This window comes from Streptomyces sp. NPDC000941 (assembly GCF_053599555.1).
The window spans coordinates 24030-45730 of sequence record NZ_JBSFMM010000057.1 but is presented as its reverse complement, the minus strand read 5'-3'; the positions used below and the strand labels follow the sequence as shown (position 1 = coordinate 45730).

At 71.9% G+C, this 21701-nt stretch carries 16 protein-coding genes; 9 read left to right on the top strand and 7 right to left on the bottom strand.

What is annotated here, in order from left to right:
- Positions 1 to 26 precede the first annotated feature (26 nt).
- The 4 genes from ACWDSL_RS20190 to ACWDSL_RS20175 are packed head-to-tail and all read right to left on the bottom strand — an operon-like array spanning position 27 to position 4936.
- The gene (locus ACWDSL_RS20190; RefSeq protein WP_450487194.1) at positions 27 to 1055 is read right to left on the bottom strand and encodes an ABC transporter permease; all 1029 of its coding nucleotides are present in this window, start codon (positions 1053 to 1055) and stop codon (positions 27 to 29) included.
- Positions 1048 to 2589, bottom strand: a complete 1542-nt coding sequence (locus ACWDSL_RS20185; RefSeq protein ID WP_450487192.1) for a sugar ABC transporter ATP-binding protein — start codon at positions 2587 to 2589, stop codon at positions 1048 to 1050. The genes ACWDSL_RS20190 and ACWDSL_RS20185 overlap by 8 nt, the downstream gene beginning before the upstream one ends.
- Positions 2586 to 3593, bottom strand: coding sequence for a sugar ABC transporter substrate-binding protein (locus ACWDSL_RS20180; protein WP_450487190.1), 1008 nt, complete (start codon positions 3591 to 3593; stop codon positions 2586 to 2588). The genes ACWDSL_RS20185 and ACWDSL_RS20180 overlap by 4 nt, the downstream gene beginning before the upstream one ends.
- An 8-nt stretch (positions 3594 to 3601) precedes the next feature.
- Positions 3602 to 4936: an enolase C-terminal domain-like protein gene (locus ACWDSL_RS20175; protein WP_450487188.1), complete on the bottom strand. Its 1335-nt coding sequence runs from the start codon at positions 4934 to 4936 to the stop codon at positions 3602 to 3604.
- Positions 4937 to 5101: 165 nt separating this feature from the next.
- Between ACWDSL_RS20175 and ACWDSL_RS20170 the strand changes: the two genes are divergently transcribed.
- From ACWDSL_RS20170 to aspA, 4 genes are all read left to right on the top strand, one after another.
- On the top strand, positions 5102 to 5866 hold the full coding sequence (locus tag ACWDSL_RS20170; protein ID WP_450487186.1) for a FadR/GntR family transcriptional regulator: 765 nt from the start codon (positions 5102 to 5104) through the stop codon (positions 5864 to 5866).
- The gene (locus ACWDSL_RS20165; protein WP_450487184.1) at positions 5863 to 7305 is read left to right on the top strand and encodes an amino acid permease; all 1443 of its coding nucleotides are present in this window, start codon (positions 5863 to 5865) and stop codon (positions 7303 to 7305) included. Before ACWDSL_RS20170 ends, ACWDSL_RS20165 begins: the two co-directional genes overlap by 4 nt.
- 53 nt (positions 7306 to 7358) lie before the next feature.
- Complete coding sequence (locus ACWDSL_RS20160; protein WP_450487182.1) at positions 7359 to 8459, top strand: asparaginase; 1101 nt, start codon at positions 7359 to 7361, stop codon at positions 8457 to 8459.
- A 176-nt stretch (positions 8460 to 8635) separates the two neighbouring features.
- Positions 8636 to 10036, top strand: a complete 1401-nt coding sequence (gene aspA / locus ACWDSL_RS20155; RefSeq protein ID WP_450487180.1) for an aspartate ammonia-lyase — start codon at positions 8636 to 8638, stop codon at positions 10034 to 10036.
- A 14-nt stretch (positions 10037 to 10050) separates the two neighbouring features.
- On the opposite strand, the gene ACWDSL_RS20150 is transcribed toward aspA, so the two are convergent.
- Positions 10051 to 11361 carry a GAF domain-containing protein gene (locus tag ACWDSL_RS20150; RefSeq protein WP_450487178.1) on the bottom strand — a complete coding sequence of 437 codons (1311 nt, stop codon included), beginning with the start codon at positions 11359 to 11361 and terminating at the stop codon, positions 10051 to 10053.
- A gap of 107 nt (positions 11362 to 11468) precedes the next feature.
- The gene (locus tag ACWDSL_RS20145; protein WP_450487176.1) at positions 11469 to 13898 is read right to left on the bottom strand and encodes a SpoIIE family protein phosphatase; all 2430 of its coding nucleotides are present in this window, start codon (positions 13896 to 13898) and stop codon (positions 11469 to 11471) included.
- Positions 13899 to 14064: 166 nt separating this feature from the next.
- On the opposite strand from ACWDSL_RS20145, the gene ACWDSL_RS20140 reads away from it, so the two are divergent.
- Positions 14065 to 14631, top strand: a complete 567-nt coding sequence (locus tag ACWDSL_RS20140) for a TetR/AcrR family transcriptional regulator (protein ID WP_450487174.1) — start codon at positions 14065 to 14067, stop codon at positions 14629 to 14631.
- 80 nt (positions 14632 to 14711) lie between these two features.
- Here the strand turns inward: ACWDSL_RS20140 and ACWDSL_RS20135 are convergent, their stop codons facing one another.
- On the bottom strand, positions 14712 to 16778 hold the full coding sequence (locus ACWDSL_RS20135) for a phosphocholine-specific phospholipase C (protein WP_450487172.1): 2067 nt from the start codon (positions 16776 to 16778) through the stop codon (positions 14712 to 14714).
- Between the two features lie 219 nt (positions 16779 to 16997).
- Between ACWDSL_RS20135 and ACWDSL_RS20130 the strand changes: the two genes are divergently transcribed.
- From ACWDSL_RS20130 to ACWDSL_RS20115, 4 genes are all read left to right on the top strand, one after another.
- Positions 16998 to 18440, top strand: a complete 1443-nt coding sequence (locus tag ACWDSL_RS20130) for an amidase (RefSeq protein ID WP_450487170.1) — start codon at positions 16998 to 17000, stop codon at positions 18438 to 18440.
- An 80-nt stretch (positions 18441 to 18520) separates the two neighbouring features.
- On the top strand, positions 18521 to 19750 hold the full coding sequence (locus tag ACWDSL_RS20125; protein ID WP_450487204.1) for an MFS transporter: 1230 nt from the start codon (positions 18521 to 18523) through the stop codon (positions 19748 to 19750).
- Between the two features lie 307 nt (positions 19751 to 20057).
- The gene (locus ACWDSL_RS20120) at positions 20058 to 20678 is read left to right on the top strand and encodes a DUF4352 domain-containing protein (RefSeq protein WP_450487168.1); all 621 of its coding nucleotides are present in this window, start codon (positions 20058 to 20060) and stop codon (positions 20676 to 20678) included.
- Positions 20679 to 21061: 383 nt separating this feature from the next.
- Complete coding sequence (locus ACWDSL_RS20115; RefSeq protein WP_450487166.1) at positions 21062 to 21682, top strand: DUF4352 domain-containing protein; 621 nt, start codon at positions 21062 to 21064, stop codon at positions 21680 to 21682.
- Positions 21683 to 21701: the final 19 nt, after the last annotated feature.

Sequence of the window (21701 nt, the reverse complement as noted above, 5' to 3'; positions counted from 1 at the left end):
CATCTGCGGAGATATTTCCCTTAATACTATGACTCCTGTGCCTCGCCGGTGGTGAGGCGGGCCACGATCAGGGCGAGCAGGATGATGCCGCCGTAGATCGCCTGGATCCAGAAGGCCGACACCTGGGCGAGGGTGAGCAGGTTCTCCAGCATCCCCAGCAGCAGCGTGCCCAGCAGGGCGCCGAGCAGGGAGCCCCGGCCGCCCCGGAGGCTGATACCGCCGATCACGGCGGCCGCGAAGACGGTGAAGATCATGCCGCTGCCCTGGTTGGCGTCGACCGCGCCGACCCGTCCGGCGATGACCAGCCCCGCGACGGCCGACAGCGCCCCGCCGACCACCAGCACCGACCAGCCCACCCGCGCCACCCGGATGCCCGCCGCGCGGGCGGCCGGGGCGTTGCCGCCGACCGCGTACACCGCGCGGCCGAAGCGGTGGTAGCGCAGAGCGAACCCGGCCACGGCGAAGCATCCGGCGCTCACCCAGACGCACAGCGGCAGGCCCAGCCAGTTCTCGGAGCCCAGGGCGAAGAAGGCCGGGGGCGCGTCGAACAGCGTCCTGCCGGAGACCAGGCCGATCAGGACCCCGCGCAGCACGATGTTCATCGCGAGGGTGACGATGAAGCCGTTGAGCCCGAGCCCCACGATCAGGGCGGCGTTGACCGCGCCGATCAACGCCCCGGCCAGCGAGATGATCAGCAGCCCCAGCCAGGCGGGCCAGCCGGTGCCGAAGCCGCCGGAGGCGGCGGGGATGACGACCAGGAAGCCGAGCGCGGGAGCCAGGCCCGCGATGGACTCCAGGGACAGATCCATCCGGCCGCTGATCAGGATCATCGCCTCGGCGAGCACCAGCAGCCCGAGCGCCGAGGAGGCGCCCAGGATATTGATCAGGTTCTGCCGCTCCAGGAACGTGTCATTGGTCAGCGCGCCGATCACCAGCAGCAGCACCACCGCGGGCAGCAGCGCGAGATCGCGGATCCGGAGCCGGGCGGCGCGGCGGACCCGGCCCGCGGGGGAGGCGTCCGGGCCGGCGGGGGAGGGGGCGTCCGGGTCAGCCATCGCCGGCCGCCACCCCTTCGACGGCGGCGAGCAGTTCACCGTCCCGCCAGCCAGCCGGGTACTCGGCCGTGACCGAGCCGCTGAACATGACGAGTACGCGGTCGCAGACCCGCAGATCCTCCAGCTGGTCGGAGACCACCAGCACCGCGCGCCCCTCGGCCCTGGCCCGGATCGCCGCCGCGAGCAGGGCCCGCTTGGCCCCTACGTCCACCCCCGCCGTCGGGTCGATGAGCACCAGCAACCTGGGGTCGATGGCCAGGGCGCGGGCCAGGACCACCTTCTGCTGGTTGCCGCCGGACAGCTCGCTCAGCGGCTGGGCAGGCCCCTCGGTGCCGATGCCGAGGTCCGCGATCGCCCGCCGGGCGACGGCGTCCCGCGCTTTGGGGGCGATCAGGCCCAGCGGCCCGAGCCGTCCGCTGATCGGCATGGTGATGTTCTCGGCCACCGACAGCGGCGGCACAAGACCCTCGTGATGCCGGTCGCGCGGCAGACAGCCGACCCCGGCGGCCAGCGCCGCGGGGACGCTGCCGGTGCGCAGCGGACGGCCGAAAATCCAGGCCCGGCCCCCGGAGGTGCGGTGCAGCCCGGCCAGCGCGGCCCCGAGCTGATGGCTGCCGGAGCCGGCGAGACCGGCCAGGCCCACCACCTCACCGGCCGCGACGGCGAGGCTGACGTCGTGGAAGTCCGGGCCGCTCAGCTGCTCCACGCGTACGGCGGCGGGGGCGGGGGCGGACGCGGGGCCGGCCGCGCCGAAGGGGCGCGGCGGCGGTGCGGTGTGCGGGACCGGCAGACCGCCGCGCTCGCCGGTCATCGCCTCGATCAGCTTCCCCGGGGGCATCGCGCCGACCGGAGCGGTGACGATCCGGCGGGCGTCGCGCAGAACGGTGACGGCCTGGCAGACCTCGTACACCTCCCGTAGATGGTGCGAGATGTAGAGGAAGGTGACCCCGGCCTCCTGGAGCCGCCGCATATGGGCGAAGAGCCGGTCGGTCGCCCGGGAGTCGAGCTGGGCCGTCGGCTCGTCCAGGACGATGAAGCGGGTGCCGCGCGAGAGCGCCCGCGCGATCTCCACCAGCTTGGTGTCCTCGACGCTCAGCCCGCCGGCCCGGACCGTCTCGTCCACCGGTACGCCCCACTCGTCCAGCAGCGCGCGGGCCTGCCGCCGCATCCGCCGCCGGCTGATCACCCGGGCGCGCGGGGTGACCGGCTGGCGGCCCAGGAACAGGTTCTCCGCCACCGACAGCTCGTCGATGGTCGTCGACCGCTGGTAGACGCAGGCCACCCGGCGGCGCCAGGCCGCCCGGTCGGCGAGGGCGGGCGCGGGCCCGCCGTCGTACCGCACCGTGCCGCGCTCCGGCCGGGTCAGCCCGGTGAGGACCGACACCAGCGTCGACTTGCCCGCCCCGTTGCGGCCCACCAGGGCGTGCGACTCACCGGCCTCGACGGCGATCCCGGTGTCCAGCAGGGCCACCGTGGGCCCGTACCGCTTGGTGATCCCGATGGCCTCGACGAGCGGGGGCCGGGCGCCGGTCATCGGCGGTTGCCCCACAGCGCCGGATCGTTGACGTTGCGCCGGGTCACCAGCGGCGCGGGGAGCTGGTCCTGGAGGATGCCCCCGGGCAGCTCGACGATGGTGCTGCCGTGGTCCGTGCGGCCGGGGTGGAAGGTCTTCCCGGCCATCGCCCGCTTGATGTAGTACATCGCGTACTTGGCGTAGAGGTCGGCGGGCTGGGAGACGGTGGCGTCGATGAGGCCCTTGCGGATGGCGGTCAGCTCCTGCGGGATGCCGTCGTTGGAGACGATCGTGATGTGCCGGGGGCTGCCCGCGCGGACCAGCGCGTTATGGCGCTGGAGGGTCCGCAGGGTGGGCGCCAGATACACCCCGCCGGCCTGCATATAGATGCCCTTGATGCCGGGGTTCGCGGTGTACAGCGCCTCCAGACCGGCCGCGGCCTTGTCCGCCTGCCAACGGGCCGGGATGTTCAGCACCTTGATCGCCGGGTAGTGCCGCGCCATGCACCCGGAGAAGGAGGACGAGCGGTCCCGGCCGTTGACCGAGGCCAGATCGCCCTGGATCTGCACCACCTTGCCCGTCTTCACGGCCCGGCCCAGGACCTGGCAGGCCTTGCGGCCGTACGCGCGGTTGTCGGCCCTGACCACCATCGCCACCTTTCCCGTCCGCGGTGCCACGTCGACCGCGACCACCGGGACGTGTGCGCGCTGCGCGGCCCGCAGGCCCGTGGCGATGGCGGCGGAGTCGATCGGCGAGACGATCAGGCCCTTGACGCCCTCGGACAGCAGGTTCTCGATATCGGTGATCTGCTTGCCCGAGTCACCGTTGGAGTTCACCGTGGGGAGCGCCCGTACGCCCTGCTGATGGGCCTGCTGCGGGATGTCGTGGTTGTAGGCCTGCCAGAACGGCGAGGTGAGAAACGGGATGACCACGCCGACCCGGCCGCCCGCCGGATGGCCGCCACAGCCCGAGGTGGCCGGTCCCATGGCCAGGGCGAGAACGACGACGGCGGTACGCCCCCTCATGCCAACCCTCATGCCACTCCCTGCGCCCGCTCGGCGAGCCAGACGGCGCCGTAGGGGTACGAGTACGCCTGCAGCGAGGCGGGCCGCAGGGTGGCGCTGAACCCGGGGGCGGAGGGGGCCGTGTACCGCCCCCGGGCGATCACCGCGGGATCGGTGAAGTGCTCGTGCAAATGGTCGACGTATTCGACCGTCCGGTCCTCGAGCGTTCCACTGACCGCCACATAGTCGAACATGGCCAGGTGCCGCACCAGCTCGCAGAGCCCGACGCCCCCCGCGTGCGGGCACACCGGGACCCCGAACTGGGCGGCGAGCAGCAGGATCGCCAGATGTTCCGGGATCCCCGCGACCCGGCAGGCGTCCAGCTGGAGGATGTCGAGGGCCTGGGCCTGCAGCAGCTGTTTGAAGACCACCCGGTTGGCGGTGTGCTCACCCGCCGCAACCTTTACAGGTGCAACGGCGCGGCGGATCGCGGCGAGCCCCAGGATCTCGTCGGGGGAGGTGGGCTCCTCGATCCAGTACGGGTCGAACCCGGCCAGCGCGCGGGTCCACTCGACCGCCTCACCCAGCTCCCACCGCTGATTGGCGTCCAGGGCGATCCGGATGTCCGGGCCGACCGCCTCGCGGGCGATCCGGCAGCGCCGGATGTCGTCCTCCAGGTCGGCGCCGACCTTCAGCTTGATCTGGGTGAAGCCGTCGGCGACGGCCTGTCGGGCGGCCGAGGCGAGGTGGGCGTCGGAGTAGCCGAGCCAGCCGGGGGAGGCGGCGTAGGCCGGATAGCCCTCGGCCCGTAGCCGGGCCTCACGCTCGGCCTTGCCGGGCTCCGCACGGCGCAGGATCAGCAGCGCCTCGTCGGGGGTCAGCGCGTCCGCGAGGTACCGGAAGTCCACGAGGGCCACCAGTTCCTCGGGGCTGAGGTCGGCAAGCAGCTTCCACAGCGGCATTCCGGCCCGCTTGGCGTGCAGGTCCCACAGGGCATTGATGACGGCGCCGATCGCCATGTGGGTGACGCCCTTGTCCGGGCCGAGCCAGCGCAGCTGGCTGTCGCCGATCAGCGCGCGGTAGCGGTCGGCGAGGCCGGTGACGGTGCCGTCGAGCTCCGCCCCGGCCAGGTGCGGGCGGAGGGCGTCGATGGCCGCGACCGCCACCTCGTTGCCCCGGCCGATGGTGAAGCAGAAGCCGTGGCCCTCCAGACCGTCCGGGGCGTCCGTGCGGATGGTCACATAGGCGGCCGAGTAGTCGGGGTCGGGGTGCATGGCGTCCGAGCCGTCGAGCCGCCGCGAGGTGGGGAAGCGGACGTCGTAGGTGTCGACGGCCGTGATACGTGCCCTGGTCAGCTGCTTCATGCCTGATCACGCACCCGTCGTTCGTGCCCTCGGCCGGAGCCTCGCATGCATGCAAAGAAACTCCACATAGAGCATAAACCGGGCAAAAGCCCTACTCTATGCGGTCGGGTGCTCTTTGTTGCCGAACTATTGACAACGGTTCTGTGGCCAGCCGAGTATCTGCCCGTGAACTTGTCAGACAGCCAGACAGGCGGATCATTCCCGGCAGCCTCGTCGATCCCTCGCCGCGTCAGCGCCATGGAGGCCGTGCTCACGTACCTCCGCCACGCCATTGAGCAGGGCGAATACGCGGTGGGCGACAAGCTGCCGTCCGAGGCGGAACTCTGCCGCCGACTGGAGGTGAGCCGACCGGTGCTCCGGGAGGCGCTGCGGGCCCTGCAGACGATGGGGCTCACCGCGTCGCGCACCGGGAAGGGTACCTTCGTCATCTCCAGCGGCCCGGTCGAGGACCCCACCTTCGGCGACTACACGGCCAGTGACCTGCTCGAAGTGCGTCGGCACGTCGAGCTCCCGGTCGCCGGGTACGCGGCCGTACGCCGCTCCGCCGAGGACCTGGACCAGCTGGCCCATCTGCTGGAGCGGATGGAGCGGGAGACCGACACCACCGCATGGGTGGCGATGGACACACTTTTCCATCTGACCATTGCCCAAGCGGCCCGGAACCCGGTATTCCGCAAGGTGATAGAGGAGATCCGCGACGCCCTGGCACGGCAGTCCGCGTTCCTCAATGAACTCGGCGACCGGCGCGAGCAGGCGAACCGAGAACACCGGGCGATTGTCGAGGCGCTGTCCGACGGCTCCGAACCCGATGCGGTGGCGGCGATGGCTCATCACCTCCAGCGCGTCGAAACAACCCTCAGCACCATCGTGCGGCGCGGCTCTGAGCCCGACGACCGCACGGCAAGACCGAAAGGCGGACAGCAGGAGTGAACGAGCAGTCCCTCCGGCAGGAAGAACGCCGTCAGCACCAGACCGAGAAGTCGGCCGCGCATATCGACGCGGGCGACGCCGGGTACAGCAAGTCCCTCAAGGCCCGGCACGTCAACATGATCGCCATCGGTGGCGCCATCGGCACCGGGCTCTTCCTCGGAGCCGGAGGGCGGCTCAACAACGCCGGACCCTCCCTTTTCATCGCCTACGCCGTCTGCGGCGTCTTCGCCTTCCTGGTGGTGCGGGCCCTGGGCGAGCTCGTCCTGCACCGCCCCTCCTCGGGCGCCTTCGTCTCGTACGCCCGTGAGTTCCTCGGCGAGAAGGGTGCCTTCGTCGCCGGCTGGATGTACTTCCTGAACTGGGCCACCACCGGGATCGCCGACATCACGGCCGTCGCGACCTACACCCACTACTGGGGCATGTTCACCGACATCCCGCAGTGGGTGATCGCCCTGATCGCGCTCGCCGTCGTGCTGGCGATCAACCTCATCTCGGTCAAGATGTTCGGCGAGATGGAGTTCTGGTTCGCGATCATCAAGGTCGGCGCGCTCACCCTCTTCATGGCGATCGGCATCTTCCTGCTGGTCACCCGCCACCCGATCGACGACCACACCCCCGGCCCCGGGCTGATCTTCGACAACGGCGGCGTCTTCCCGCACGGCGTGCTGCCGATGCTGCTGGTCATCCAGGGCGTCATCTTCGCGTACGCCTCGGTCGAGCTCGTCGGTGTGGCGGCGGGGGAGACCGAGAACCCCGAGAAGATCCTGCCCAGGGCGATCAACTCCATCATGTGGCGCGTCGCCCTCTTCTACGTCGGCTCCGTGGTGCTGCTCTCCATGCTGCTGCCGTTCACCTCGTACTCGGGCGACGAGAGCCCCTTTGTGACGGTGCTGTCCAACATCGGAGTGCCCTCGGCGGGCGGGGTGATGAACCTCGTCGTGCTCACCGCCGCCATGTCCAGCCTCAACTCCGGGCTCTACTCCACCGGCCGCATCCTGCGCTCGATGGCGATGTCCGGCTCCGCGCCCAAGTTCACCGGCGTGATGAGCCGCACCCATGTCCCGTACGGCGGGATCCTGCTCACCGCCTTCTTCTGTGTGCTGGGCGTGGGCCTGAACTATGTGGTGCCGAGCAAGGCCTTCGAGATCGTGCTGAACTTCGCGGCGATCGGCATCCTCTCCACCTGGGCCATGATCATGCTGTGCCACCTGCTCTTCTGGCGCAAGACCCGGACCGGGCAGCTCAGCCGCCCCGGCTACCGGCTCCCCGGCTCGCCCTACACCGAGATCGTCACCATGGGCTTCCTCGCCTCCGTCCTGGTCCTGATGTGGGCCGACGGCGGGCCCAGCCGGCTGACCGTCATGGCGCTCCCCGCGATCGCGGTGGCGCTGGTCCTCGGCTGGTTCGCCGTACGCGGCCGGGTGAGCGGACGGCGATGACCGCTCCCGAACGACACGACAACACCCCTACCACCACTTTGAGCACTCCCCCCTTGAACACCTCCCCTGTGAACGCCTCTCCCGCAACCGCCTCCCACACCCTCCCCGACCTCGGCCCCGACCGTTCGGTGCCCGCCGCCCCGCCCGAGATACGCGAGGCACGCCATGTGCCGCTCGTCCAGGTGATCCGCGGCGGGCTGGTCGAAGGCGTCCACCACGGCTCGGCCGTGCTGCTGGCCGCCGACGGCCAGGTGCTCGGCCAGGCCGGCGACCCCGACGCCGCGTTCTACCCCCGCTCGGCACTCAAGCCCGTCCAGGCCGTCGCCATGCTGCGCGCCGGGCTGCCGCTGGACGGTGAGCTGCTGGCGCTCACCGCCGCCAGCCACTCCGGCCAGCAGCGCCACCTGGCCGGGGCGCGGCGCATCCTCGCACAGGGCCAACTGGCCGAGGACCCGCTGCGCAACGTCCCCGACCTGCCGTACGGCGTCCCCGAGCGCGAGGCGTGGCTGCGCGCCGGATACGGGCCCTCCCGGCTCGCCCAGAACTGCTCGGGCAAGCACGCCGCGATGCTGCTGACCGCCCAACTGCGCGACTGGCCGCTGGAGGGCTATCTCGACCCGGCGCATCCGCTGCAGCAGCTGATCGCCGAGACCGTCGAGGATCTGACCGGGCAGCGCACCGCCCAGGTGACGGTCGACGGGTGCGGTGCGCCGTTGTTCGCGATCTCTCCGCGCGGGCTGGCCCGCGCCCTCGCGCGGATCGCCACGGCCCCCGCGGACACCCCCGAGGGCCGGGTCGCGACCGCCATGCGCGAACACCCCGAGATGGTCGCCGGGACCGGGCGGGACGTCGCCCGGCTGATGCGGGCGGTGCCCGGCCTCGTGGCCAAGGACGGCTTCGAGGGGGTCCAGGTGGCCGCGCTGCCCGACGGGCGGGCGCTCGCCGTGAAGATCGCCGACGGCGGGGACCGCGCCCGGATGCCGGTGACCGCCGCGGCCCTCGCCCACCTGGGCGTGGACCCCGGCCTGCTCACCGAGTTCGCCGAGGCCCCCGTCCTCGGCGGCGGCCGGCCCGTCGGTAGCCTGCGGGCGACGGATTTCCTCTCACGGCCATCCGACGCCTTTTCCCGGCGGTCCGCCTCCGGGGCGCTTTAGCCCCTGTCGACAGTCGACCGTGCTCGGCCCTTCGTACCTCAGGGCCTGCGCGCGCTCTCCCTTTCGACAGGGGCGCGCCCCTCCGGCTCCCCGCCAGACGCGCTGGTGCTTCGCGTCACCCCCGCCACCCCCCACACCAACCCTCACCCCGCCTCACCAAGGGACACCGCACACCGATGACTGCCACCGGCTTCCGCCGAGAACACGACCTGCTGGGCGACCGTGATGTGCCGGCCGACGCGTACTGGGGCGTCCACACCCTGCGCGCCACGGAGAACTTCCCCATCACCGGCACCACCATCGCGGCCTACCCGCACCTCATCGGCGCCCTGGCCGCCGTCAAGGAGGCCGCGGCCCGCGCGAATCAGGACCTGGGGCTGCTGGAGCCGCGCAAGGCCGACGCCATCGCCGCCGCCTGCCAGGAGATCCGGCAGGGCCGGCTGCACGACCAGTTCGTGGTCGATGTGGTCCAGGGCGGGGCGGGGACCTCGACCAATATGAACGCCAACGAGGTGATCGCCAACCGGGCGCTGGAAATCCTCGGCCACGCCAAGGGCGACTACGCCCAGCTGCACCCGAACGAGGACGTCAACCTCAGCCAGTCCACCAACGACGTCTACCCCACCGCCGTCAAGGTCTCCACCATCCTGGCCGTGCAGGGGCTGCTCGCCGCGATGGAGATTCTGCGCGAGGCGTTCGCCGCCAAGGCCGAGGAGTTCCGCGACATCCTGAAGATGGGGCGCACCCAGCTCCAGGACGCGGTGCCGATGACGCTCGGCCAGGAGTTCTCGGCGTACGCGGTGATGCTGGAGGAGGACCAGAGCCGGCTGATCGAGGCCCAGAGCCTCGTCCACGAGATCAACCTCGGCGCGACGGCGATCGGCACCGGCCTCAACGCCCCCGCCAGCTACGCCGAGGCCGCGCGCCGCCACCTCGCCGCCATCACCGGACTGCCCATGGTCACGGCCGCCAACCTGGTCGAGGCCACCCAGGACTGCGGCGCCTTCGTCCATCTGTCGGGCGTCCTCAAGCGGATCGCCGTCAAGCTCTCCAAGAGCTGCAACGACCTGCGGCTGCTGTCCTCCGGCCCGCGCGCCGGGCTGAACGAGATCAACCTGCCCCCGGTCCAGGCCGGGTCAAGCATCATGCCCGGCAAGGTCAACCCGGTCATACCCGAGGTGGTCAACCAGGTCGCCTTCGAGGTGATCGGCAACGACGTCACCATCACCATGGCCGCCGAGGCCGGACAGCTCCAGCTGAACGCCTTCGAGCCGATCATCCTGCACTCCCTCTCGAAGAGCATCACCCATCTGCGCGCGGCCTGCCTGACGCTCGCCGAGCGCTGCGTCTCCGGTATCACCGCGAACGCCGAGAACCTGCGCGCGACGGTGGAGAACTCCATCGGCCTGGTCACCGCGCTCAACCCGCATATCGGCTACAGCGCGGCCACCAGCATCGCCCAGGAGGCCCTGGCCACCGGCCGTGGAGTGGCCGAACTGGTCCTGGAGAAGGGCCTGTTGCCCGCCGACCGGCTCGCCGCCGTCCTCCGCCCGGAGGAGGTCGCGGGCCGCAGCTGACCCGCGCTCCGCGGCTAACCGGCGCACCGCAGCCGGGCGACGCCCGGCGCGGCGCTGAAGGGCAGCAGGTCCTGGAGGCGGTCAGGCCGTCGTACGTCGACGCGGAGCTGGTCGGCGATGCGGTAGGGGCGGTGCGCGAGCACCGCCCCGAAGCTGCGGCGCAGCCGGGACATGGCGGCGCGTACGGTGACCGTCCGCGTCGGGTCGCCGAAGAGATCGTCGGCCAGCTGGGCCGCCGTCCGCCCGCCCGGCGACGCGGCGAGGACCAGCAGCATTTCGGCGTGGCGGGCGCTGAGCTGGTGGGTCCAGGTGCCGGAGGGCCCCGAGAAGGTCAGCGACCACTCGTGCGGACGGCGGACGTCCAGGACCACGCGGCCGGTGCCCTCCGGCCCGTACAGCTCGCCCGTCTCGTCCGCGCCGGAGCCGAGGACCCGCAGCAGATGCCCGCCGGGCAGCGGCTCCACCGCGCAGGTGCCGAGCGCGGGCAGCCACACCGGCCCGCAGGCCGCCGACTTGGGCAGCAGCAGCCGGTGGTCCCGCGGGGTGACCCCGGTGACCCCGGCGATCCAGCCGTGCTGGTCGACCGCGACCGCCTTGCCCCGGATCCGGGCCAGCACCGGCGCCGCGACGGCACGCAGCCGGTCGAGCTCCCGGCTGTGGGCCAGCCGCAGTTCACCCTCCGCCCACCGGGCCGTCGCGGTGACCAGGGACAGTACGGTCGGATGGGCGCTGGCGGCCGGGCCGCTGATGTCCACGATGCCCAGCAGCCGCCCGTCCCGGGGGTCGAGGACCGGGGCCGCGGCGCAGCTCCAGGTGTGGAAGGCGCGGACGAAGTGCTCGGCGGAGTGCACCCGTACGGGCGCCCGGACGGCCAGCGCGGTGCCGATGCCGCTGGTCCCGGCGACGTCCTCGGCCCAGTGGGCGCCCTCGGTGAGCGCGATGCCGTCGGCGTATCTGCGCACCCCACGGTGGCCGTCGATCCACAGCACCCGCCCGTCGGCATCGGTGATGATCATGATGTGTCCGGCCGCCTCCGCCGCCTCGAGCAGGCCGCTGTGCAAGGTGGGCAGCACATCCGCCAGCCGGGTCTGCTGCCGCCGCCGCTCCAGCTCCTCGAGGCCCAGCAGCCGCGGGGCGCTGCCGTGCTCCGGGTCGAGACCCAGGCGCAGCATACGGTCCCAGGACTGGCCGATCACCGGGCGCGCGGGCAGCGGAAGCCTGCCCCGGCTCAGGGCGGCCTCGCGCATGACCGCCATGAGGCGGGCCGATTCGGCGGGGCTCATGGCGGCCAGCGGGCCGGTGCCGAGCGAGGCTTGAGTTCGCATGGAGATGCGGCCTTTCGTTCCTTGGGTGCCACGCGCTCCGGCCGAACATGCTTTGTTTCTTTGGCGATTGTAACGACCTGTCGCCCCCCAGGTCGTAAGGCCCGACCTCACCCGGCCGGGTCGGGCAGGGCCTGCTCGGCCCAGATCGTCTTGCCGGTGGGGCCGTGCCGGGTGCCCCAGCGCCGGGCGAGCTGAGCCACCAGCAGCAGCCCCCGGCCGCCCTCGTCGAAGACGCGCGCCCGGCGCAGATGCGGGGCGGTGTTGCTGCCGTCGGAGACCTCGCAGATGAGGTCGCGGTCGTGGATCAGGCGCAGCTGGATGGGTGCCTGGGCGTGCCGGATGGCGTTGGTGACCAGCTCGCTGACCACCAGTTCGGTGGTGAAGACCGCCTCGTCCAGGCCCCAGGCCACCAGCTGGTCGGTGGCGTCCTTACGGGCCTGGGCCACGACGGCCGGCTCCGCGGGCAGGTCCCAGGTGGCCACCTGGTTCGCGTCCAGCGCCCGGGTGCGGGCCACCAGCAGGGCCACATCGTCGGCGGGGCGGCCGGGGACCAGCGTGGTCAGCACCGCGTCGCACAGGTCCTCCAAGGACTCGGCGGGCCGGGAGAGCACCGTGCGCAGCGCGTCCACCGCCTCGTCGACATCGCGGTCGGGGGCCTGGATCAGACCGTTGGTGTAGAGGGACAGCAGGCTGCCCTCCGCCAACTCCACCTCGCGGGACTCGAAGGGCAGACTGCCCAGGCCCAGCGGCGGCCCGCCGGGCAGGTCGAGGAATTCGGCGGTGCCGTCGGGCCGGGTCAGCACGGGCGGCGGATGGCCGGCGCGGGCGAGCGTACAGCGCCGCGACACCGGGTCGTACACCGCGTACAGGCAGGTGGCGCCGATGTCCCCGGCGGTGCGCGCCTCGGCGCCCGGCTCGTCCTCCGTCTCGGCCGACAGCCGGTTGACCAGGTCGTCGAGGTGGGTGAGCAGTTCGTCCGGGGGCAGTTCGACATCGGCCAGCGTACGCACCGCCGTCCGCAGCCGGCCCATGGCGGCGGACGCCTGGAAGCCGTGGCCGACCACATCGCCCACCACCAGCGCGACCCGGGCACTGGACAGCGGGATCACATCGAACCAGTCGCCGCCGACCCCCGCCCGCGAGCCGGCGGGCAGATAGCGGCCGGCGGCCTGGACCGCCGGATGGGGCGGCAGCGCCTGCGGCAGCAGGCTGCGCTGCAGGGTCAGGGCGGCCTCGCGCTGGCGGGTGTAGCGGTGGGCGTTGTCGATGCACACCGCGGCCCTGGCCGTGATCTCCTCGGCGAGCAGCAGATCGTCCGCCTCGAACGGCTCCGGGCGCCGATGGCGGGCGAAGGCGGCCACGCCCAGCGTCGTGCCGCGGGCGAGCAGGGGGACGGCGATCGTGGAGTGGAAGCCGAACTCGCGCATCCTCGCGGCCCGCGCGGGAGCGTCCCGCTCCCACTCGGCGATGGCCTCGGGGGTCACCGCGAGCAGCACCCCCCGCCCCGCGGCCAGACATTCGGCCGCGGGCGAGTGCTCCGGGTAGACGGCCAGATCGCCCAGCGCGATCACCATGTCCGGTTTGCCGTCGAGCGCCGACTGGGCGGCGACGCGGCGCAGTACGACGGTGCCGGGCACCGGCCCGGGGGGCGGCTCCGCGCCGCCGGGGTGGATCTCGGGCAGCAGATCCACCACCGCGAAGTCCGCGAACTCCGGGGCGGCCACATCGGTCAGCTCCTGAGCGGTGCGCACGATGTCCAGCGTGGAGCCGATCCGGACACTGGCCTCGTTGAGCCGCGCCAGCCGCCGGTGCGCCTCGTACCGCACGGTGACGTCGTGACCCGACAGGACCACGCCGAGCACCCGGCCGTCGTCGCCGAGCACCGGGGCCAGCAAGATCGACCAGGCCGCCTTGCCGTGCCCCGGGGGGAGGCTCAGATACTGCGGCAGGCCCGTATCGAGCACCAGGCGCATCATCCGCTCGATCTCGGCGCCACGCGTACCGGGCACGACGTCCGAGACGCGCAGGCCGCGCACCTGGGCCTGACCGAAGTCCACCACGCCTTCCATATACGTGTTCACCCAGCGCACGAGCAGCCGGGCGTCGAAGACCGCCATCGTGCAAGGACCCTGGGTGAAGGCGGCCCTGACCAGCTCGTCGTCGGCGGCGGTCGGCCCCGCGCGGTCCAGCGGGGAGACCAGCAGCCATTCGGCCCCGCCGTCCGCCGTCCGCCTGTGGTGCGCCAGCAGGGCCACCCGTAGCGGACGGCCGTCGCGGTGGCGCAGCGTCAGCTCCCCGCTCCATCTGGTCAGCGGCTCCGGGGGGACGGGGAGGTCCCCGGCCGCCCCGTCGGCGAGCAGCCGGGAAGCGGGCCTGCCCACCACCGCCGAGTCCGGGTGGCCGAGGAGCTTGCGGGCCCCCTCGTTCCACCCCGTGACGATGCCCCGCTCATCGATGGTGGCTCTGGCCGTGGACGCCTCGTCAACGAGGTCGTCGGACCGGACGGGCCGGTCCCGCGCGGTGTCCGGTCGCCTCATGGTCGTTCATCTCACGCTGTCTGGTGCTCCGGCCGACTCTCTCCAGCTCTCTCCATTGAATACCCGACCGGCGGCCGATACCTGGTGACGGCCCCGCCGCCGGGCCCTGGGGTACAGTGGGAGAACGATGGTTCTCGGGTAATGCTGCGCGGGGTGGCGAGGGCGGATGACGGTGGATCTCGAAGAGACGAAGGAGCGGGTCCTCGACGCGGCCGAGGAGCTCTACTACGGCCGCGGCGTACAGGCCGTCGGCATGGACGCGGTACGGACCGCCTCGGGCGTCTCCCTCAAGCGCCTCTACCAGCTCTACCCGTCCAAGTCCGTCCTGGTCGAGGCGTATCTGCGGCGCCGCGACGCCCACCTGCTGCACGGGCTCGCGCAGTACGTCGAGGCGGTGCCGGGGCCGCCCGAGGAGCGGGTGGCGGCGATCTTCGACTGGCTGTACGAATGGTTCAGCGAGCCCGACTACCGGGGCTGCGCCTTCATCAACTCCTACGGCGAGCTCGGCGCCACCGCACCGGAGGTCGCCGCGGCCGCCCGCGCCCACAAGGACGCCTTCCAGCGGTATGTGGCCCGCCTCGTCGCCGCCGCGGACCTGCCCGCGCCGCTGGCCGCCCACCTCGCCCTGCTGGCCGAGGGCGCGATCACCACGGCCGCGATATCCGGCACCCCGGAACCGGCCCGGCAGGCCCGCGAGGCGGCCAAGGTGCTGATCGACGCCGCCCGCGCCTGACGCCCGTACCCCGCGCTCCGTGCGTCCGGCCGACGGCTCTGTGCCGGCCGGACGCACGGGCGTCGCGTCAGTCTCAGGCGTCAGTCCGACGAGATCGCCGGGTCGCTGACCCCCGCCCGCCCCGTCTCGACATGGCCGGCCAGCCGCCGCAGGAAGCCGCCGTCGTGGTCGGAGGCGACCGACAGGTCGTACCACTGGTGGCTGCGCCCCAGGTCCGCCGTGTGGACGGCGTGCGCACCGGGCCGCAGCCGGTAGGTGGCCGGTCGGGCCTTGCCGTACGCGTCGGTCACGGTCAGCGTCACGGTCGTGTCGCCCCCGTTGGTGAGGGTCAGCCGCACCTGCCCCGCCTTGCGGTCGTGGCGCGCGCTCACCTCGGGCCCCCGCAGGCCGGCGGCGGTGTGGCCGGTGAAGCGCCGCAGGAACCCTCCGGGCCCGTGGACCGTGAAGTCGTACGCCCCCTGCTGCCGCTCTGCGGTGTCCCAGCTGCCGGACAGCCGCTTCCCCGCCTCGACCGTGTAGCCCCAGGGGCCGGCGGCGTCGGTGGCGGAGGTGACGTGGAAGTGCGCGCCCGCCCGGCCCGGGTTGGCGAAGCCGATCCGCAGCCCGCCGTCGGTGACCGTGGCGTCGGCGGCCAGGTCGTACGGCAGCGGCCTGGCGCGGCGCGTGCCCGGCTCCTGCCCGGGCAGCGAGCCGTGCGCCGGGGGCTTGGGCTTGTAGTCGGGGTGGCGCTCGCGGTCCGGGGGCAGATAGCCGCTGGTGTCCGGGAAGGCCGGGAGGTGGGCGTCGGTCCGCGCGAAGTCGAACGCCGCGGTCAGATCGCCGCACACCGCCCGCCGCCACGGCGAGATGTTCGGCTCGGCCACCCCGAAGCGGCGTTCGATGAACCGGACGATCGAGGTGTGGTCGAGGGTCTGGGAGCAGACCCAGCCGCCGGTGCTCCACGGCGACACCACGAGCATCGGCACCCGCTGCGCCAGGCCGTACGGGCCCGCGACCTTCGACGCGGAGCCCGGGAACAGCTCCCCGGTGGTCTCCACGGTCGACGCGCCCTTCTGCGCTGAGGACGGCGGGTACGGGGGCACGAGGTGGTCGAAGAAGCCGTCGTTCTCGTCGTAGGTGATCAGCAGCGCGGTCTTGCTCCACACCTCCGGGTTCGAGGTCAGCGCGTCCAGGACCTGGGCGATGTACCAGGCGCCGTAGTTCGGCGGCCAGTTGGGGTGCTCGCTGAACGCCTCGGGCGCCGCGATCCAGGAGACCTGCGGCAGCCGGCCGGCCTTGACGTCGGCCCGCAGGATGTCGAAGTACCCGTCGCCCTTCTTGGCGTCGGTGCCGGTGCGGGCCTTGTCGTAGAGCGGATCGCCGGGCGCGGCGCCGCGGTACTGGTTGAAGTACAGCAGCGAGTTGTCGCCGTAGTTGCCCCGGTACGCGTCCTCGATCCAGCCCCAGCCGCCCGCGGCGTCGAGGCCGTCGCCGATGTCCTGGTAGATCTTCCAGGAGACCCCGGCCTTCTCCAGGCGCTCGGGGTACGTCGTCCAGGAGTAGCCGGCCTCCGCGTTGTCGAGGACCGGACCGCCGCCGGCGCCGTCGTTGCCCGTGTAGCCGGTCCACATGTAGTAGCGGTTGGGGTCCGTGTTGCCTATGAACGAGCAGTGGTACGCGTCGCAGACGGTGAAGGCGTCGGCCAGCGCGTAGTGGAACGGGATGTCCTCACGGGTGAGGTACGCCATGGTGGTGGCGGTCTTGGCCGGCACCCAGTTGTCGTAGGCGCCCTGGTGGAAGGCGGACTGGCCGCCGTTCCAGTCGTGGTTGAGACCCTGGAGGAACTGCAGGCCGAGATCCTCGGCGTCGGGGCGGAAGGGCAGCACCTCCTTCTTCGCGCCGTCCGGCTGATGCCACACCGGCTTGCCGCTGGGCAGGGACACGGGATGTGGGTCGCCGAACCCCCGGACCCCGCGCAGGGTGCCGAAATAGTGGTCGAAGGAGCGGTTCTCCTGCATCAGGACCACGATGTGTTCCACGTCCCGCAGGCTGCCGGTGCGGCGGTTCGCGGGGATCTCCGCGGCCCGCGCGATGCTGTCGGACAGCAGGGACATCGCGGCGCCGCCGCCGGCCAACTGCATAAAACGTCTACGGTCCAGGGAAGTCATGAACGGCCACTCTCCTCGGCGTCCGGGGTGGAGCAGGGGGTCGGGGCAGTCTCGTCCGCCAGGCGGCACCGCGTCACGGCGGACGGCCAAATCCAGGGAGAATCCTGTGTGAACGCCGACCGCGGGGGAGCCCGTGGCGTGGGGCACCGTGTGCGTCGCGTCAGCCGAGTTCTGAGCCGTTTTCTGAGCGGCGTTCAACGAGAGGGAGAGTGAGCCCGGGTGCCGAACGACGACGACCTCTGCTTTCTGCCCGCCCTGGACCTCGTCGGCCTGCTGCGCCGCCGCGAGGTGTCCGCGCGCGAGCTGCTGACGGCCCATCTCGACCGCATCGAGCGGGTCAACCCCGCGGTCAACGCGATCGTCACCCTGGTCGCGGACCGCGCGCTCGACGCCGCCGAGGCGGCAGACGAGCGGCTCGCGGCCGGGGCCGACCCGGCCGAGCTCGGCCCCCTGCACGGGCTGCCCATCGCCCACAAGGACACCCACAACACCGCGGGCATCCGCACCAGCCATGGATCGCGGCTCGTCGACGGCGTACCCGAGCAGGACGACCTGGTCATCGAGCGGATCAAGGCCGCCGGGGCGATCACCGTCGGCAAGACCAACGTGCCCGAGTTCGCGGCCGGTTCGCACACCTTCAACCCCGTCTTCGGCGCCACCCACAACCCGTACGACCTCACCCGCAGCGCGGGCGGCAGCAGCGGCGGCGCGGCCGCCGCGCTGGCCTGCGGCATGGTTCCGATCGCGGACGGCAGCGACGCCGGAGGCTCGCTGCGCAACCCGGCCTCGTTCTGCAACGTCGTGGGCCTGCGCCCGTCGCCCGGGCGCGTCCCCACCTGGCCCGCCGCGGCCGCCTGGAACACGCTCTCGGTGGTCGGTCCCATGGGCCGTACGGTGGGCGACGCCGCGCTGCTGCTGTCCGCGATGGCGGGGTCCGATCCGCGTTCGCCCATCGCTCTGGAGGAGCCCGGCGCCCGCTTCGCCCGCCCGCTCGACCGCGATCCGCGCGGGCTGCGGGTGGCCTGGTCGCCGGACCTGGGCGGGCTGGTCCCGGTGGAGCCGGCCGTGGCCCGCGCCGTCGAGTCGGCGGTGAAGGTGTTCGAGGACCTCGGCTGTGTGGTGGAGGAGGCCTGCCCGGACCTCGCCGAGGGCGAGGAGGCGTTCCGTACGCTGCGCGCCTGGCTCTTCGAGCTCTCCTTCGGCCCGCTGATGGACAGCTATCCCGAGGACCACCCCGACGCGCTCAAGCGGACCATCCGGGAGAACGCCGAGGTGGGGCGCCGGCTGACCGGGCCCGCCCTCGGCCGGGCCGAGATGGCGCACACCAGGCTCTTCCACCGGGTGCGCGAGTTCTTCGAGCGGTACGACGCGCTGCTGCTGCCGGTCAGCCAGGTGACGCCGTTCGATGTGACGGTGGAATACCCGACCGAGGTGGCCGGTGTGCCGATGGCGGACTATCTGGACTGGATGCGCTCGGCCTACCTGATCAGCGCGACCGGCAGCCCCGCGCTGTCCGTACCGGCCGGGTTCACCCGCGAGGGGCTGCCGGTCGGCCTGCAGATCGTGGGACCGCACCGGGCGGACTTCGCCGTTCTCCAGATCGGCCATGCCTTCGAGCAGGCCACGCAGCACTGGCGGCGCCGACCGCCGGCCGTGGGCTAGAGGGAAGGTTCTTGTCCGGTCCGGCGGCCGGACCCCATGATGTTTGCGTGAACATCCGACAGAACAGGGACGCGCGGCAGATGCCCGCGGGGTTGGTCGCGCTCGGTCTCGGCGGCTTCGGGATCGGCCTGACCGAGTTCGTCATCGCGGGCCTGCTGCCCCAAGTGAGCAGTGACCTGGGCGTCTCCGAGGCGGCGGCCGGGTGGCTCATCTCGGGGTACGCCCTCAGCGTCGCGATCGGCGCGATCCTGCTGACCGCCGCCACCAACCGCATCCACCGCAAGACGGTCCTCGTCGCGCTGGTGGCGTTGTTCGTCCTCGGTAACCTACTGTCCGCCGTCGCGTCCAACTACGCGGTGGCGCTGCTCGGCCGGGTCGTCGCCGCCCTGTGCCACGGCTCGTTCTTCGGCATCGGCTCGCTCGTCGCCCGCCGTATGGTCCCGCCGGAGCGGGCCTCGCGCGCGGTCGCCGTGATGTTCGCGGGGCTCACGGTCGCCAATGTGCTGGGCGTGCCGTTCGGGGCCCTGGTCGGCGAACGCTGGGGCTGGCGCGCCACGTTCTGGGCGATCACCGGGATCGGCGTACTGGCCGTGGCCGCCATCGCCGTATGGGTCCCGGCCTGGGCGGGCGCCGTGGACGAGGCCCACCGGGCGGCCGGTCTGCGCCCCCAGCTCCGGGCCTTCCGCTCCCGGCAGGTCTGGCTGACCCTCACCGCCACCGCCCTCGGCTACGGCGGCATGTTCGGGGCGTTCAGCTATATCGCGTACACCTTCACCGAGGTCACCGGCTTCTCCAGCACCGATGTCTCCTGGCTGCTCGTCGTCTACGGCAGCGGCCTGGTGATCGGCAACGTGGTCGGGGGCCGGGCGGCCGACCGCGACCGCGATCGCACGCTGATCGCGTCGCTTGCGGGACTCGCCGCCACGCTCGCGGTGTTCGGGCTGCTGGCCGAGGGGCGGGGCGCGTCGGTGGTCCTGGTCTTCCTGATGGGCGTCTTCGGGTTCGCCGGCGTCCCCGGCATGATCACCCGCGTCACGGACGCCGCCGGTGGCGCACCGCTCGCCGCCAGCGCCAACGTCTCGGCCTCCAACGTCGGCAACGCCCTGGGCGCCTGGCTCGGCGGCCTCGCGATCAGCGTCGGCCTTGGCTACACCGCACCGCTGTACGTGGGCGCCGCGGTCGTGGCGCTCGGCCTCGTCGTGATGGTGGTCGCCGCGCGCACCGGGCGCGCCCCTGCGCCACCCGGCTCTGACCAGGCGGCCGGTCACACCCGGCCGGACCAGGAACGCAGTCACAGCACCAGCCGGTAGTCGGCCGGGCCCCGACGGTCCAGTATGCGGTGGGCGGTTGACGTGGCGCGCGATCTGCCTTTGCTTCCTCGGCCCCAACCCGACCGCCGCCTACCATGTGGCCTCCGCCGGGCAGACCAAGATCGTCGGCAGGGCTGCCCAAGACCAACAAGTGACCGATCCGGGGCGCGGGGGCCACACGGTTCTCGCGCCCAACCCCGATTTGGCACCGTTCAGTTACAGAACGAACATCCCAGGCGCACTGTGGTGTACAAGAATTTCGGGGCGTCGCCACCGATCTGATTTCACGGAATGTACGGGGGATTCCATGCACCGTTCCATCGCTGCCGCCGCGGCGGTCGTCGCACTCACCGCTGCTCTCACCGCTTGTAATGGGTCGGACGGGGACGGCGACAAGGCCGGGACGACGAAGAAGGGCACCCACTCCAGCGCCGCCGTCGAACCCGGCGGCCAGAAGTCCTCGGAGGCCGCGCCCAGCAGCGCCAGCTCGACGGGCGCCAAGCTCGGCGACACCCTCTCGCTCACAGGAACAGGGGGCATGTCGAACGCGTCCACGGTCGACGTCACGCTGAACAAGTTCGTGGACGACGCGAAGCCCGGGCTCGGCGCCTTCGAGCCCAAGGAAGGAAGCCGCCTGGTCGCAGCGGAGTTCACGATCGTGAACACCGACACGGTCGCCTACGGCGACATCCCGTACACGCCCCCGACGGTTATCGACGCCGCCGGTGGGGAACACCACGGCAAGCCCGGGGATTCCGATGCCGGCAAGCCCCTGGGGGACGGCATGATCATGAATATCTCGCCGGGGCAACGGGCCACCGGCTGGGTGATCTTCGACGTGCCGAAGGGTGTGAAGGTCACAACCGTGACGTTCCAGATGAACCGCATATCGAACGACCCGGAACACACCGGAAGGTGGACCCTCTAAGGTCTGTCGTCAACGGGGGTGTGCGGCCGCGAGCCGCCCTTGGGATGGGCGGCCATATGTGCGGATGCTGGGCGGTATGCGTATCGAATTCGATCCCGAGGCTGTGGGCCGCACTCCCTTCTACAAGCTGCTGACCTCCGTGGTACTCGCTGCGCAATGTGGAGGAGACCGGGGAGTTCGTGGTGAACTTCGCGCCCGAGTGGGCGACGCTCGGCGAGGTGCTGGAGCGGCCCCGGATCCGGTACGCGGGCCGTACTGCTCTCGCGCCCAACCCCGATTTGGCACCGATCAGTTACAGATCGAACATCCCAGGCACACTGTGGTGTACAAGGATTCGGGGATGTCGCCACCGATCTGATTTCACGGAATGTACGGGGGATTCCATGCATCGTTCCATCGCTGCCGCCGCGGCGGTCGTCGCACTCACCGCCGCTCTCACTGCTTGTAATGGGTCGGACGGAGACGACGACAAGGCCGGGACGACGACGAAGGGCACCCACTCCAGCGGCGCCGTCGAACCCGGCGGTGAGAAGTCGCCGGAGGCCGCGCCCAGCGGCGCGAGCTCGACGGGTGCCAAGCTCGGCGACACCCTCTCGCTCACAGGAATCGTGGGCCTGGGTGAAACGACCGCGCCCACGGCCGACGTCACGCTGAACAAGTTCGTGGACAACGCGAAGGCCCAGGGCCCCTACTTCGACCCCCGCCACGGGAACCGCCTGGTCGCGGCGGAGTTCACGATCGTGAACACCGGCACGGTCACCTACAGCGACGCCCCGTACACGCCCCCGACGGTCGTCGACACAGCCGGGACGGCACACAACGGCAAACCCGGGGATCCCACCGACGGCGAGTCCCTGAGCATCACGATGACTCTCTCGCAGGGGGAACGGGCCACCGGCTGGGTGATCTTCGACGTGCCGAAGGATGCGAAGATCGCGAGCGTGACGTGGCAGATGGACCGCACAGGGCTCGACCCGGCACGCGTCGGGACGTGGACCCTCTAGGGGCGCCCCGGTCCCTACG

Bases quoted from the DNA above. Each gene is read 5' to 3' on its own strand.
- ACWDSL_RS20190 (WP_450487194.1), bottom strand. From the start codon at position 1,055: ATGGCTGACCCGGACGCCCCCTCCCCCGCCGGCCCGGACGCCTCCCCC.
- ACWDSL_RS20185 (WP_450487192.1), bottom strand. From the start codon at position 2,589: ATGACCGGCGCCCGGCCCCCGCTCGTCGAGGCCATCGGGATCACCAAG.
- ACWDSL_RS20180 (WP_450487190.1), bottom strand. From the start codon at position 3,593: ATGAGGGGGCGTACCGCCGTCGTCGTTCTCGCCCTGGCCATGGGACCG.
- ACWDSL_RS20175 (WP_450487188.1), bottom strand. From the start codon at position 4,936: ATGAAGCAGCTGACCAGGGCACGTATCACGGCCGTCGACACCTACGAC.
- aspA (WP_450487180.1), top strand. From the start codon at position 8,636: ATGACTGCCACCGGCTTCCGCCGAGAACACGACCTGCTGGGCGACCGT.
- ACWDSL_RS20150 (WP_450487178.1), bottom strand. From the start codon at position 11,361: ATGCGAACTCAAGCCTCGCTCGGCACCGGCCCGCTGGCCGCCATGAGC.
- ACWDSL_RS20145 (WP_450487176.1), bottom strand. From the start codon at position 13,898: ATGAGGCGACCGGACACCGCGCGGGACCGGCCCGTCCGGTCCGACGAC.
- ACWDSL_RS20140 (WP_450487174.1), top strand. From the start codon at position 14,065: ATGACGGTGGATCTCGAAGAGACGAAGGAGCGGGTCCTCGACGCGGCC.
- ACWDSL_RS20135 (WP_450487172.1), bottom strand. From the start codon at position 16,778: ATGACTTCCCTGGACCGTAGACGTTTTATGCAGTTGGCCGGCGGCGGC.
- ACWDSL_RS20125 (WP_450487204.1), top strand. From the start codon at position 18,521: ATGCCCGCGGGGTTGGTCGCGCTCGGTCTCGGCGGCTTCGGGATCGGC.
- ACWDSL_RS20120 (WP_450487168.1), top strand. From the start codon at position 20,058: ATGCACCGTTCCATCGCTGCCGCCGCGGCGGTCGTCGCACTCACCGCT.
- ACWDSL_RS20115 (WP_450487166.1), top strand. From the start codon at position 21,062: ATGCATCGTTCCATCGCTGCCGCCGCGGCGGTCGTCGCACTCACCGCC.